The organism is Streptomyces sp. R33, assembly GCF_041200175.1.
GTDB classification, from domain to species: domain Bacteria; phylum Actinomycetota; class Actinomycetes; order Streptomycetales; family Streptomycetaceae; genus Streptomyces; species Streptomyces katrae_B.
In genome coordinates, this window is sequence record NZ_CP165727.1 from 4,958,702 (window position 1) to 4,972,013 (window position 13,312).

Consider the following 13,312-nt stretch of genomic DNA (forward strand, 5'->3'; position numbering starts at 1 on the left):
TGACGTCAGGCACGGGACGGTTGTCCGCGCGATGCGTCAGAATTGGGGACAGGGCCAGCGCACGATATCCGAGGGGCACGAATGTCCGGACTGATCGATACCACGGAGATGTATCTCCGCACCATCCTCGAGCTGGAAGAGGAAGGCGTGGTCCCCATGCGCGCCCGTATCGCCGAGCGGCTCGACCAGAGCGGCCCGACGGTGAGCCAGACGGTGGCGCGCATGGAGCGGGACGGCCTGGTGGCCGTGGCGAGCGACCGTCACCTGGAGCTGACGGAGGAGGGCCGGCGCCTCGCGACGCGCGTGATGCGCAAGCACCGGCTAGCGGAATGCCTGCTCGTCGACGTCATCGGCCTGGAGTGGGAGCAGGTGCACGCCGAGGCCTGCCGCTGGGAGCACGTGATGAGCGAAGCGGTGGAGCGGCGGGTGCTGGAGCTGCTGCGCCACCCGACGGAATCGCCGTACGGGAACCCGATTCCGGGGCTGGAGGAGCTGGGCGAGAAGGCCGAGGCGGACCCGTTCCTGGAGGACGGCATGGTCAGCCTGTCGGAGCTGGACCCGGGTGCGGACGGCAAGACGGTGGTCGTGCGCCGGATCGGGGAGCCGATCCAGACGGACGCCCAGCTGATGTACACGCTGCGGCGGGCGGGTGTGCAGCCCGGCTCGGTGGTCAGCGTGACCGAGTCGCCGGGCGGTGTGCTGGTCGGCAGCGGCGGCGAGGCCGCAGAGCTGGACGCGGAGATCGCCTCGCACGTGTTCGTCGCCAAGCGCTGACCGGTGGCCGCCGGCCACTGACCGTACGCACGCGACGTTCGAGGGGGTGGAAGTGGGCGGTCCCGGCGCCTTGCGGCGCCGGGACCGGTCCTCCCCTTTGTTGACCTGGAGCCCCGAGCTCTCAAGGTCATCCCCTTCGGACCGTCTTCCCCGAGCGGCCCGCCTCCCTGTTGAAAGGATCTCCATCGGCAGTGGCGGCCAATCCTTGAGCAAGGTCACTCAAAAGAGCGGTGTTGGAGCCGAGAACCCCGTTTTCGAATACGGGTTCGATAGTCTGGCCGCGAGCGAAGGGGGTGCATCTGCCGTGGTACAGCGCATCGATGTGACAGGAGCCGACGGTGTGCGCCTGGCCGCCTGGGAGTTCCGGGAATCCGCCGCCACTGCGCCCCCGGACCCCGACGTGCCCAGGGTGCTGTTACTCCACGGCCTGATGGGCCGCGCCTTCCACTGGGCGGGCACCGCCCGCTGGCTCGCCGAGAGCCGCCGTGTCGTGGCCCTCGACCAGCGCGGCCACGGCCAGAGCGACCGCCCCTCCGCCGGCCCGTACACACGCGAGGCCTTCGTGGCCGACGCCGAGGCCGTCGTCGAGCAGCTCGGCCTCGGCCCCGTGACCCTGATCGGCCACTCCATGGGCGCCCTCACCGGCTGGCAGCTGGCCGCCCGCCGCCCCGACCTGGTCGAGGCCCTGGTCATCTGCGACATGCGCGCCTCCGCCCTCGGCGAGGCCTCCCAGCAGGAATGGGAGGAATGGTTCCACCGCTGGCCCCTCCCCTTCCCCACCCAGGACGCCGCCCGCCGCTGGTTCGGCGAGGACGACCCCCGGGTGGAACGCCCCGACCCCGGCCGCGGCGCCTTCTTCGCCGAGGTGATGCACCAGGCGCAGGACGGCTGGCGCCCCCTGTTCTCCCGCCGCCAGATGCTCAGGGCCCGCGAGACCTGGGTCCATGACGCGCACTGGGAGGAACTGGCCCAGGTCCGCTGCCCGACCCTCGTCGTCCGGGGCCTGGACGGTGAACTCGGCCGCGCGGAGGCCCAGGAGATGGTCCGCGTCCTGCCCGCCGGCCAGTACGCCGAGATCCCCGACGCGGGCCACTACCTCCACTACGACCAGCCGGCGGCCTGGCGCGCCGCCCTGGAACCCTTCCTGGACCAGGTCAGGGCCGCCGCGCCCTGACGGCGCCGAGGTGAGGCGTATCAGCAGGCTGTCAGCGGGCGGGGCGGCGGTTCCGTTCCGGCGGCGGCTCAGCCCTTGCTGACCGCCAGCAGGATCTCCGGCAGCTTCCGGGCCACCGTCGGCGCCGCCAGGCGCAGGCCAGCCCACGTGGCGAGCGTGCCCCAGGCCGCCCCCAGCGGCAGCAGGATCCAGGTGAGCGACGGGTGGTCCGCCACGCTGAGGTAGACCGCCAGGACGATCACCGGCGAGCAGATCACCGCGGATGCGAGCATGCCGCCGAAGATGCCCGCCCAGGCGAGCCCGCCCTGCCCCGGGGCGACGTTCTTGAAGGCGCCGTCCGTCGGGATCGAGTACGGGAAGTGGGCCGAGGCCAGCGCCCCCGTGCACAGCATCGAGCCCAGCAGGGCCAGCCCCACCCCGAGCGCCGCCGGGAAACCGCCCCAGTTGTGGACCAGCGCCGCCGTGACGGCCGTGACCACGACCGTGTAGGGGACGGTGACCAGGGCCAGGGCGTACGCGCGGGCCCGCAGCTCCGCGAACGCATCCCGCGGGGTCGCAATGGTCTGCGCGACCATCCAGAACGCCCCGGTGTCCTGCCCGAACTGGTTGTACATCTGGACGCCGAGCATGCCCGCGCCGAAGCAGGCCAGGTACACCGAGCCCGTTCCCTGAAGGGCGTTGAAGACCGGGATGATCAGGCCGATCGCCAGCGCCGTCACCCACGCCGACTTCGTCTTCGGGTCACGGACCACGTACCGCAGCGTGCGCTGCATGACCGCGCCCGTCCGCCCGCCCGGCAGGAACGACCAGACCCCGGCGCCGTCCGCGGAATCCCGCTTCGCCGACGGCTGCGAGGCCGCGATCGTCGATCCGTCCGGGGTGACCATCAGCGTCGTCAGGCTCCGCTCCCAGAACCGCAGGAGCAGCACCAGCGCCAGGACGGTCACGGCCAGCTGGCCCGCCGCCACGCCGTACGAGCCCTTGCTCGCGGAGTCCACCATGCCGACGGCCGTCGCGGGCGGCAGCCACCGCACCACGGCCTCGACCGGTTCCAGCTGGGCCAGGCCGCCCGACTGGAACAGGCGCTGGCTCCCGAAGTTGGCCAGCTGCGCGCCCACCGCGATCAGCAGCCCGCTGAGCAGCGCGAGGTCACGTCCCTTGCGGCTGGTCAGCAGCCGGACGTTGGCCGTGGCCACCGCGCGGGCCAGCGTGACGCAGCCCAGCACCAGCAGCGGTACGGCCGGTACGGCGGCCACGATGCCCGCCGCGCCCCGCGCGACGGCCACCACCGAGCCCACCGCCAGGCAGACCGTGAACAGCGGGCCGATGCCGACCAGTGAGGAGGCCAGCAGGGCCCGTACGAGCGGTCGCGGCCGCAGCGGCAGCATGACCAGCCGGCTCGGGTCGAGCGTCTCGTCCCCGCTGGGGAAGAACAGCGGCATGAACGTCCAGCCCAGCGCCAGGATCGCGGCGAGCAGGACGACGACCGTGCCCGCGTGCGCGTTCCCGTGCAGCACGGCCAGGCCGAGCATCGCGAAGCAGGCCACGACCAGCGCGAGCGCCAGCGAGCCGAAGTAGGCGGCCTTGCGCTTCGACGAGCCCTTGAGCCCGTTGCGGATCAGCGACAGCTTCAGGCGGACGAAGACGGAGGTCAGGTCGACCGCGCCGGCCACGGCCGGTGCCGTGGCCGTGGCGGTGGCCGGAGCGGAGGCGGATGCGGCGCTCATCGGGCCGCCTGCCCGCCGAGCCAGTCCAGCGAGTCGCCCGCGTCGCGGGCGCCCGCGCCGACCAGCTCCAGGAACGCGGCCTGCAGCGAGGGCGCGTCACCCCGTACGTCTGCCAGCGGGCCCGCGGCGCGGATCCGGCCGGCGGCCATGACGGCGACCCAGTCGCACAGCGACTCGACCAGCTCCATGACGTGGGAGGAGAAGACGACCGTGGCGCCGGACGAGGTGTACCGTTCCAGCACCCCGCGGATGGTCTGCGCCGACACCGGGTCGACGCCCTCGAACGGCTCGTCCAGGAACAGCACTTCGGGGTTGTGCAGCAGGGCGGCCGCCAGGCCGATCTTCTTCCGCATGCCCGTCGAGTAGTCCACGACCAGCTTGTGCTGCGAGCCCGCGAGGTCCAGGACGTCCAGCAGCTGCGTGGCCCGCTTGTCGGTCTCCTCGCCCGGCAGTCCGCGCAGCCGGCCCATGTAGCCGAGCAGTTCGCGCCCCGAGAGCCGCTCGAACAGCCGCAGCCCCTCCGGCAGCACGCCGATCCGCGACTTCACCTCGACCGGGTCGCTCCACACGTCGTGCCCGGCGACGAAGACCCGCCCCATGTCGGGGCGCAGCAGCCCGGTCACCATCGACAGCGTCGTCGTCTTGCCCGCGCCGTTCGGCCCGACCAGGCCGATGAACTGCCCCGCGGGCAGCTCGAGGTCGATCCCCGCGACCGCGACCTGTTCGCCGAAGCGCTTCCACAGGCCCTCTACCCGTACCGCCGCCCGTCCGGCGGACGGCGCGGTTCGCGCGCCGTCCGGTCCGTACGTCCCACCCGTCGCATCTGCCTGGTCCGGCATGCGCCTGCCTCTCGCTGTGTTCCCCGTGGTCCTGCGTTCTTCACGATAGGAGGGCGGGGTGAGGCGGGGCAGTTACTTATGTCATGAGTTTCCGTACAGGAATGTCCCTGTCCTGACCTGCGGTCTTCCGAGGATCTCCGCGGATCTCCGGAGATCCTCCGGGGCGCAGGTCAGGAGCTGCGGCGGTCCCGGTCCGCCGCGGCCTCGCGACCGCAGGCGTACGCCAGCGCGGCGATCAGCTCCTCCGTGTCCGGCAGCCAGCGGTTCGCCGGGGTCGGCCGGCGCGCCCACTGGACCGAGCCCCGGCCGCCGAAGCGGGTGGGCGGGGCGGCCACGTACTCGCCCTCGCCCCGCGCGACGAGGTCGATCGAGGCCGCCGACCAGCCGAGCTTGCGCACGAGGTCCGGCACCTTCGCCCCGGCGCCCGGCAGCACGAAGAACAGCATCCGGTGGTCGGGCGTGAGGGCGACCGGCCCCAGGGTGCGCTCCATCCGCTCGAGGCGCGCCAGCGCCAGGAACCCGGCGGAGTCCGGCACGTCCAGCGCGTCGAACGTCCGGCCCGTCGGCAGCAGGATCGAGGCCTCGGGGCGCTTCGCCCAGATCCGCCGCACCTGGACCGCGCTGCCCGTGGCCAGCGCCGCCCAGTCCTTCACCGTGGCGTGCGCGCCCGGCGCCGGGCAGTCCTGCGCCCCGCAGGAGCAGAGCTCCCGCCCGTCCGCGGACTCCAGCCAGGTGCCGGCGAAGACGTCCCAGTGCCGTTCTTCCGCGTACCGCACGGCATGGTCCAGCAGCTGCTCGCCGCGCTGCTTGGGGATGGGTGCGGTCTCCGTGACTGCGATGGTCTCTTCCACGCCCATCACAACTCCCGGGGTCACCCGGGGTTACGGGCGTAAACCGGCCGGTGGGCGGTGCATCGATCCTGCATACGGGGCGCACTGGAGCACGATTGGGGGCGCGTAGGAGGTCGGGGCGCCGGAGTTGGGTAGCGACACGACGCAGAGCGGATGATTCTCCGCAACTCAGGCGGGAAGTGATCATTCCAACGATCACCCGCGGCTACTGGGGGTTTTCATGGCAGCCAGGCCTCTCGTCGCGCGCCAGCCGAATGAACGGCTACAGGCGCTCATCCAGGAAGCCGGGTGCTCGAACGCCGGGCTCGCCCGGCGCGTCAACATGTGCGGGGCCGAACACGGCCTCGATCTCCGCTACGACAAGACCTCCGTGGCCCGGTGGCTGCGCGGCCAGCAGCCGCGCGGCCGGGCGCCGGGCATCATCGCCGAGGCGCTGGGGCGCAAACTCGGCCGGACCGTCACCATCGACGAGATCGGCATGGCCAACGGCAAGAACCTCGCCTCCGGCATCGGCCTTCAGTTCTCCCCGACCGTCATCGGCGCCATCGAGCAGGTCAGCGAGCTGTGGCGGAGCGACGTCGGCCGCCGCGACTTCCTGTCCGGGTCGAGCGTGGCCGCCTCGGCGCTCGTCGAGCCGAGCCGCGACTGGCTGATCACCGGCGCCGACGCGCAGGTCGCGCGCAGCGGCGGCTCGCGCGTCGGGATGCCGGACGTGGAGGCCGTACGGGCGACCACCGAGGCCCTCAAGGACCTCGACCACCGCTTCGGCAGCGGCCATGTCCGGCCCGTCGTCGTGCACTACCTCAACTCCGTGGTCTCCGGGCTGATCGGCGGCTCGTACCGGGAGCCGGTCGGGCGGGCGCTGTTCGCGGCCGTGGCCCGGCTGACGGAGCTGGCCGGCTACATGGCGGTGGACACCGGGCAGCCGGGCCTGGCGCAGCGCTACTACATCCAGGCGCTGCGGCTGGCGCAGGCGGCCGGGGACCGGGCGTACGGGGGCTACGTGCTCGCGGCGTCCATGAGCCACCTCGCGGCGGAACTGGGCAATCCGCGGGAGATCGCGCAGCTCGCGCGGGCCGCTCAGGAGGGGACCCGCGGGCAGGTCACGCCGCGGGTGGAGGCGATGTTCTACGCCGCCGAGGCGCGCGGGCACGCGCTGCTGGGCGACACCCGGGCGACGGCGGTGCTGTCCTCGCGGGCCGTGACGGCGCTGGAGCGGGCGGAGCCGGAGTCGGGCGACGACCCGGTCTGGATCCGGCACTTCGACGCGGCGTACCTCGCGGACGAGCTGGCGCACTGCCACCGGGACCTGGGCCAGGCGGACGCGGCGGCCAGGCAGGCGGAGGACGCGCTGCGGGGCCTTCCGGCGGGCAAGGCGCGGCGCCGGGCGATCGGGCTGCTGCTGCTGGCGTCGGCGCAGGTGCAGCAGCGTGAGGTGGAGCAGGCCTGCCAGACCGCCGCGAAGGCGGCGGACCTGCTGTCGGGGATCCGCTCGAACCGGGGCGCGGAGTATCTGGACGACTTCCGCACCCGCCTCGCCCCGTACCGCGACGAGCCGGCGGCCCGCGAGTTCACGGCCCGCCTGGAGGTGGTGGCGTAGCCGGCCCGGCGGCGGCGGGGCGGGTGGGCCTGCCGTGGGCGGGGGGTGACCGGGTAGCGTGAGCCGACGATTCGGAATACCGGCGTAGTCGGCGAAGGAGTCCCGGTGACGGAGAGCGGACAGAGCGGCGGCCAACAGGCGGCCCCGCAGGCCGGTGCGCCGTGGGGTCCCGACCCGGCGTACCCGCAGCAGCCGCAGGGCCCGGGGCAGCCCGCGTACGGCTACCCGCCGGCGCACCAGCCGGGCGGGCCGGCGTACGGCTACCCCCCGGCGGCGGAGCAGCCTCCGGCGGGCCCGCCGCAGCCGGGGCAGCCGGCGCCCGGGCATGTGGTGGGGCCCGGTTACGAGGGTCCCGGGGAGCCGCACGGGTACGGCTACCCGCCGCTGCCCGAGGCGGTCACCCAGTACATCCCGCCGGTTCCGGCCGGGGCCGTGCCCGACGAAGGGGCCACCCAGTACATCCCGCCGGTTCCGGCCGGGGCCGTGCCCGACGAAGGGGCCACCCAGTACATCCCGCCGGTTCCGGCCGGGCCCGTGCCCGACGAAGGGGCCACCCAGTACATCCCGCCGGTTCCGGCCGGGCCGGCGCCCGACGAAGGCGCCACGCAGTACATCCCGCCGGTCCCGTCCGCCTCCGCGCACGGTGAGGCGGCGACGCAGTACATCCCGCCGGTTCCGGCCGGGCCGGCGCACGGCGAGGCCGCGACCCAGTACATCCCGCCCGTCACCGACGGGTTCGACGCGCTGTTCCGCGGGGACGGCGCCGACGCCGGGCACACCCAGCACCTGCCGCCCGTACAGGAGCCGGTGCTGCGTCAGCCGCCGCCGCGGGGCTATCCGCCGCGCGGGCAGCGGCCCGTACCGCCCCAGGCGCAGGCCCAGCCCCAGCAGTTCCAGCAGCACCCGCAGTACGCGCCGCCCCCGCCCCCGCCGGAGGCGCCCCGACGGGTGCCGGCCGGCGTGATCGCCGCCGTCGTCATCGGCCTGGCCGTCGTCGGGCTCGGCGTCGGCGCGCTGCTCAGCGACGGCAAGGCGCAGAACAACGACCCCGCTGCGGCAGCCGCGACCCCGAGCGCCGGAAGCTCGGCCGCGTCCGCCGGCGAGGCGCCCGTGGACCCGGCCCGGGCGCAGGCCGTCCAGCTGGACAAGCTCCTCGCGGACAGCAACGACAGCCGCGCCGCCGTCATCCGGTCCGTCGACGACATCAAGGGCTGCCGCAACCTCGGCCAGGCGGCGACCGACCTGCGCGACGCCGCCCGCCAGCGCGAGGAGCTCGTCACCCGTCTCCAGGACCTGAAGCTGGACCAGCTCCCCGACAACACGAGGCTGGCCGCCTCGCTCACCAAGGCCTGGCAGTCCTCCGCGGCCGCCGACAAGAGCTACGCGGCCTGGGCGGACGACGCCGCCGGCGACAAGAAGGGCTGCAAGGACGGGAAGGCCAAGAACACCGACAACAGCTCCGACGGCGACAAGGCGAGCGGCGAGGCGACGAAGGCGAAGGAGTCGGCCGCGACCCTGTGGAACACGATCGCGGCCAAGTACGGCCTCACCAAGCGGGACAAGTCCCAGCTCTAGACGGTGGCCCGGGAGGAGCCGGGCGAGCGCCTACGCCGCGCGGGGCGCCTGCTCCAGGGTCTGGGTCATGTCCATCGACTGCTCGCCCTGCTGGGCGACGAGCCGGCCCGCCTGGACGACCTGGAAGTTGACCCGCCCGTTCACCATGCGCGGGAAGCCGGCGACGGCGCGCATGTCCTTGTAGCGCCAGCTCAGGTCCGGGGTCAGCCCGCCGGTCTTCACCGGCTCCGACTGGTTCAGCGCGCGTGCCACCTTGCGCGCGGTGAGGTCCTCGCCGGACTTGAACCGCTTCATGGTCTCGTTGAGCACGGTGTAGGCGATCCAGGTGGTCTGCGTCCCGCTGTCGTCCGCGTCCACGGCGTCGTTGCCGAACGCGTGCTCGGAGATCACGTTCCGCATCTGCTCCCACAGCGGATCGGTCGACACCGGGTACCAGCTGGTGAGGTACGCGCCCTCGAAGGGGCTCTCCTTGCCGCCGGTGCGGTCGACCACGGCCTGGCTGACACTGCCCAGCACCGAGGAGATCTGCGGGTTCTTGTGCTTGTCGTCGACGCGGCGGAAGGCGTCGAAGAACGTCTCCGTGCGCTCGCCGAGGACGGCCGTGACGCAGCCCTTGTCCTTGCCGCCGGAGGAGTCGGCGAGCGCTTCGCGGGCCTGCGGCGTGTAGTCCGCGGAGTCCTCGGCGGCCCGGATGTCGTTGGCGTCGGGCATTTTGTTCGCCTTGAGCCCGGCGTTGAGCAGGAGCGGCATGGAGTCGCCCGCGAGGGTGTCCGGGCGGACGACGGCGACCTGGCTGCAGGCCCGTCCCAGCTGGTGCCCGGCGCCGGCGAGGAGCACGGGCTGGCCGCCGTTGACGGGGTAGGAGAAGGGGCTCTGGAACTCCTCGGAGGAGACCCCGTACCCGCCGATGAAGGGGATGCCCTCGGCCTCCAGCGGGGCCATGAAGGCGCGCCCGTGCTGGCTGTACGAGCCGACGACCGCGACGGCCTTCTCGCTGATGGCCTTGCGGGCGCAGTCGGCGGCGCCGTTCGCGGTGTTCTTCTCGTTGCAGGTCAGTACGCGCAGTTTGTGGCCGTTGATGCCGCCCTTGGAGTTGACCCAGGCCTCATAGGCCTTGGCCATGCCGGGCATTCCGGGCATGTTGGTCGCCTTCGTGCCCTGCGGCGCGAAGGTCATGACCGTGATGGTGTCCCCGGAGCCCCCCGGGCCTCCGGGGAGCATCCCGCAACCGGCGGCGAGACACGTGCCCATCGCCGTTGCCAGAAGGGTGCGGGAGAAGGATGCCGTGCGTCGCCAATCGGTCATGTCCATGCACCCTTCCGCCCCACGGGTAACTGGAAAATGAGATGGACACAACAAGGAGTGACGCGAAGGTGAATTGCAGGGGAGCGGTTGCACACAGGCGCTTCAAGATCGTGCCGGCCGTGAACGTACGATCGAAAGCGTGACATTCGCCCAAGGTTCGAAGAACTCTTCCCGCCGCGGCGGCCGCTCCTCCACCATGGGCGGCATGCCCTTGAACGACATGCCGTGGTGGCGCTGGCGCAGCAACGTGCGCTCGGCGCTTCACATGCTCTCCGACCCGGTCTTCCACGAGGAGACCTGGCTCGCCGGTGTCGAGGGGTACGGGGACGTCACCGACGCCGTGTACCGGCTCGTCGAGGACACCTGGCTCGACAGCTGGTCCGCCGAGAAGTACGTCGGCACGATCTTCCGCGACTCCCAGGAGGCCGCGCTCGTGGACCTCGCGGTGCTGCGGGTGCTGCGGATCCTGCACCAGGTCGGGCCCGACGCCCCCGTCTCCGCCTACCTCGAGCACCACGCCTGGCCCGAGGCGGTACGCGCCGCGCGCGAGGCGCACGTACGGCTCGCGACCGCGGACGGGGACGAACCGGACGCCGCACCGCAGTCGCTGGAACTGCTGAGGATCGTGACCCGCGCGGTGTGAAAGGCTGTGGGGTCATGAGCGACGACCCGCAGCCCCAGGCCCCCCAGCAGTACGTACTGACCCTGTCCTGCCCGGACAAGCAGGGCATCGTGCACGCCGTGTCCAGTTACCTGTTCATGACCGGGTGCAACATCGAGGACAGCCGTCAGTTCGGCGACCACGACACCGGCCTCTTCTTCATGCGGGTCCACTTCTCGGCCGACGCTCCGGTGACGCTGGACAAGCTGCGGGCCAGCTTCGCCGCCATCGGGGACTCGTTCCGGATGGACTGGGAGCTCCACCGCTCCGACGACCGCATGCGGATCGTGCTGATGGTGTCGAAGTTCGGGCACTGCCTGAACGACCTGCTGTTCCGTACGAGCATCGGCGCGCTGCCGGTCGAGATCGCGGCGGTGGTCTCCAACCACACCGACTTCGCCGAGCTGGTCCGCTCGTACGACGTCCCCTTCCACCACATCCCGGTGACGAAGGACACGAAGGCGGCCGCGGAGGCGCAGCTGCTGGAGCTGGTGCGGGCCGAGAACGTGGAGCTCGTGGTGCTGGCGCGGTACATGCAGGTGCTGTCGGACACCCTGTGCAAGGAGCTGAGCGGGCGGATCATCAACATCCACCACTCGTTCCTGCCGAGCTTCAAGGGCGCGAAGCCGTACCACCAGGCGCATGCGCGCGGTGTGAAGCTGATCGGTGCCACCGCGCACTACGTGACGGCCGACCTGGACGAGGGCCCGATCATCGAGCAGGAGGTCGAGCGGGTGGGCCACGAGGTGACGCCGGACCAGCTGGTGGCGATCGGGCGCGACGTCGAATGCCAGGCGCTGGCGCGGGCCGTGAAGTGGCACAGCGAACACCGCGTACTCCTGAACGGCACCCGCACGGTCGTCTTCGCGTAGCCGGAGCCGGAGCCGGAGCCGGCCCCGCCCGCGCCTCGAACGCCGGCGGGGCCGGATCGCCGGGGTCTAGAGGCGGCTCAGGGACGCCGCCGCGAAGAGGACGTCGCGGATGGCTTCGCGGTCGCCGTGTTGGCCCACCGCGGCCTCCTCCGGGGAGATGTGGCCCGCGGCCAGCTGGCAGAACTCGGCGCCGTCCAGTGCGATCCGCGCCACCGTGTGCTCCGGCGACGGCTTCGCCGCCGGGGAGTCCAGCGCGATGTCCCAGCTGCCGCCGCCCGCGCCCTCGATCTCCAGGTGCAGCGTCCGCCCCGGTGCGCCCGCGGCGACCAGGCCGCGGGCCGGGGCTGCCAGCCCCGCCCGGCGCCGGTGGGCCAGCGCGCTCGGCAGCAGCCGGGCCGCCAGGTCGATCATCCGGTTCAGGTGCGGCCCCGACGGAGGGTCGTACGGGTAGTCCACCGCCTCCGCGATGTCCCACGCATGCACCCAGCACTCGAAGGCCCGCTCCAGGAACGCGTCCCCGAGCGGCAGCGCGAAGGCCCCGTAGTCCACCGACAGCTGCCCCACGCCCCGCCCCGCGAACGACACCGTCCGCACCAGCGTGTGCCCCTGCTCCCGCCACGGCTCGCGGATCTGCCGGGTGAGGGGCTGCACGGCGGAGGCCCAGTAGTGCTCCGTACGGCCCGTCGCGTCCGACGGTGCCTCCGGGCCCAGCGGATCGTCCAGGCCCAGCGCCGTCGCGACCATCCCGTCCACCGTGAGCAGGTGCCCGATCACCCCGGCCACCGTCGCCGGCGGTACTGGCGCCGCTCCTCCTCGAACCACTTCAGCCGTACCGGGGTCTGCCACTCCGAGTCGCCGAAGTCCCGCAGCAGCGCGTCGAGCCGGGCCGTCTCCGTGTCGTACGGGCTCGCCCACGCCGGGACCGGGATCCGGGCCGGCCGCTTGCCGAGGCAGTCCTCCAGGACGCGTGAGCGCAGCAGCGGCTTGAGGTCGAGGCTCTCCTCCGGGTGCAGCAGGCCCACCGCGTCACGCAGTCGCAGCGCCTCCTCCGCGCAGGGCGCGCACTCGGTGAGGTGGTCCTCCACCGCCTGGGTCTCCTCGGCGGAGCACGCCGCGAGCGCCCACGCGCCGAGCAGGGACTTCAGAACGGCGTGCGACCGCGGCGGCTGCGGCGCAGCCGCCGGCTGCGGCTGGGGCAGCGGCTCCGGTGCGTGCCGCGGGTCGAGGTCGTCGGCGGCCCCGCGCGGACCCGGTATGCGCGGCGGACCGGCGGGGCGCTGTTCCTCGTATTCGTCGGCGGGCGGGTCGGCGGGGCCGTTCATCGGGGCGTTCCATATCCGGGCGGGCCGTATCCGGGCGGTGCGGCGTCCTCCTGCGGGAGGGCGTTGGCGGTCGACAGCAACTGCAGCCCGAGGCGCAGCCGTCGGCGGGCCTCGTCCTCGCTGATCTGCAGGTCGGCGGCGGCCTGCCGGTAATCGCGGCGCTTGAAGTACGCGAGTTCCAGCGCGGCCCGCAGTGGCGCGGGCATGGACGTGACGATGTAGTCCGCGCGGGCGGCGGCGCTGGCGCTGCGCACCTTCTGCTCGAGCTCCTCGCGCGAGCCGCGGCCCAGTTCGGCCTGCCGCAGCCGGGCCACGGCCTGGCCCTGGGTGATCCGGGCGACCCAGGACCGCATGGAGCCCTGCTTGGGGTCGTACGCGTCCGGGTTCTCCCAGATGTAGCCGAACACTTCGCGGGTGATCCGGTCCGCGGCCTTCTCGTCGCCGAGGACCCGGTGCGCCAGGCTGTGCACGAGCGAGGCGAAGCGGTCGTACAGCTCTCCGAGCGCGGCGGCCTCGCCGCGGGCGAGGCGCTGCTGCATGCGGCGGTCCCAGCGCGGTGGTACGTCCTTCGGCATAACTGCCCCCAGCCGTGTGTCGACGCATCGAATGTAA

The 13,312-nt window shown here is 72.8% G+C and carries 11 protein-coding genes and 1 pseudogene; 6 read left to right on the plus strand and 6 right to left on the minus strand.

Features of this window, described 5'->3' with window-relative positions; translation table 11 throughout:
- Positions 1–81 precede the first annotated feature (81 nt).
- Positions 82–774, plus strand: coding sequence for a metal-dependent transcriptional regulator (locus AB5J51_RS22790; RefSeq protein ID WP_030156851.1), 693 nt, complete (start codon positions 82–84; stop codon positions 772–774).
- A 304-nt stretch (positions 775–1,078) separates the two neighbouring features.
- Positions 1,079–1,948, plus strand: a complete 870-nt coding sequence (locus AB5J51_RS22795) for an alpha/beta fold hydrolase (RefSeq protein WP_053786499.1) — start codon at positions 1,079–1,081, stop codon at positions 1,946–1,948.
- Between the two features lie 68 nt (positions 1,949–2,016).
- Here AB5J51_RS22795 and AB5J51_RS22800 read toward each other — a convergent pair whose 3' ends face one another.
- The 3 genes from AB5J51_RS22800 to AB5J51_RS22810 all read right to left on the minus strand — a co-directional run bounded on the left by AB5J51_RS22800 (position 2,017) and on the right by AB5J51_RS22810 (position 5,365).
- Complete coding sequence (locus AB5J51_RS22800) at positions 2,017–3,675, minus strand: transporter (RefSeq protein ID WP_369778518.1); 1,659 nt, start codon at positions 3,673–3,675, stop codon at positions 2,017–2,019.
- Positions 3,672–4,514 carry an ABC transporter ATP-binding protein gene (locus AB5J51_RS22805; RefSeq protein WP_053786497.1) on the minus strand — a complete coding sequence of 281 codons (843 nt, stop codon included), beginning with the start codon at positions 4,512–4,514 and terminating at the stop codon, positions 3,672–3,674. The genes AB5J51_RS22800 and AB5J51_RS22805 overlap by 4 nt, the downstream gene beginning before the upstream one ends.
- A gap of 170 nt (positions 4,515–4,684) precedes the next feature.
- Positions 4,685–5,365, minus strand: coding sequence for a bifunctional DNA primase/polymerase (locus AB5J51_RS22810; protein ID WP_053786571.1), 681 nt, complete (start codon positions 5,363–5,365; stop codon positions 4,685–4,687).
- A 220-nt stretch (positions 5,366–5,585) separates the two neighbouring features.
- On the opposite strand from AB5J51_RS22810, the gene AB5J51_RS22815 reads away from it, so the two are divergent.
- Both AB5J51_RS22815 and AB5J51_RS22820 read left to right on the plus strand, forming a co-directional pair.
- Entirely contained in the window at positions 5,586–6,965 is a 1,380-nt protein-coding gene (locus AB5J51_RS22815) for a hypothetical protein (RefSeq protein WP_053786496.1), read from the plus strand.
- Between the two features lie 105 nt (positions 6,966–7,070).
- A complete protein-coding gene (locus tag AB5J51_RS22820) occupies positions 7,071–8,540 on the plus strand; it encodes a hypothetical protein (protein ID WP_369778519.1) in 1,470 nt (489 codons plus the stop codon).
- Positions 8,541–8,570: 30 nt separating this feature from the next.
- Here AB5J51_RS22820 and AB5J51_RS22825 read toward each other — a convergent pair whose 3' ends face one another.
- Entirely contained in the window at positions 8,571–9,845 is a 1,275-nt protein-coding gene (locus AB5J51_RS22825; RefSeq protein ID WP_369778520.1) for an ABC transporter substrate-binding protein, read from the minus strand.
- 196 nt (positions 9,846–10,041) lie between these two features.
- Here AB5J51_RS22825 and AB5J51_RS22830 point away from each other — a divergent pair, with 196 nt between their 5' ends.
- Positions 10,042–10,488, plus strand: a complete 447-nt coding sequence (locus AB5J51_RS22830) for a hypothetical protein (RefSeq protein WP_053786494.1) — start codon at positions 10,042–10,044, stop codon at positions 10,486–10,488.
- Positions 10,489–10,502: 14 nt separating this feature from the next.
- Positions 10,503–11,378 (plus strand): formyltetrahydrofolate deformylase, encoded by an 876-nt coding sequence (purU, locus tag AB5J51_RS22835; protein ID WP_030298580.1) that lies wholly within the window; start codon positions 10,503–10,505, stop codon positions 11,376–11,378.
- A 66-nt stretch (positions 11,379–11,444) separates the two neighbouring features.
- On the opposite strand, the pseudogene AB5J51_RS22840 reads toward purU, so the two are convergent.
- Positions 11,445–12,700, minus strand: a pseudogene (locus AB5J51_RS22840) (zf-HC2 domain-containing protein).
- Positions 12,697–13,275: a sigma-70 family RNA polymerase sigma factor gene (locus AB5J51_RS22845; RefSeq protein WP_053786492.1), complete on the minus strand. Its 579-nt coding sequence runs from the start codon at positions 13,273–13,275 to the stop codon at positions 12,697–12,699. The pseudogene AB5J51_RS22840 and the gene AB5J51_RS22845 overlap by 4 nt, the downstream one beginning before the upstream one ends.
- Between the last annotated feature and the right edge of the window lie 37 nt (positions 13,276–13,312).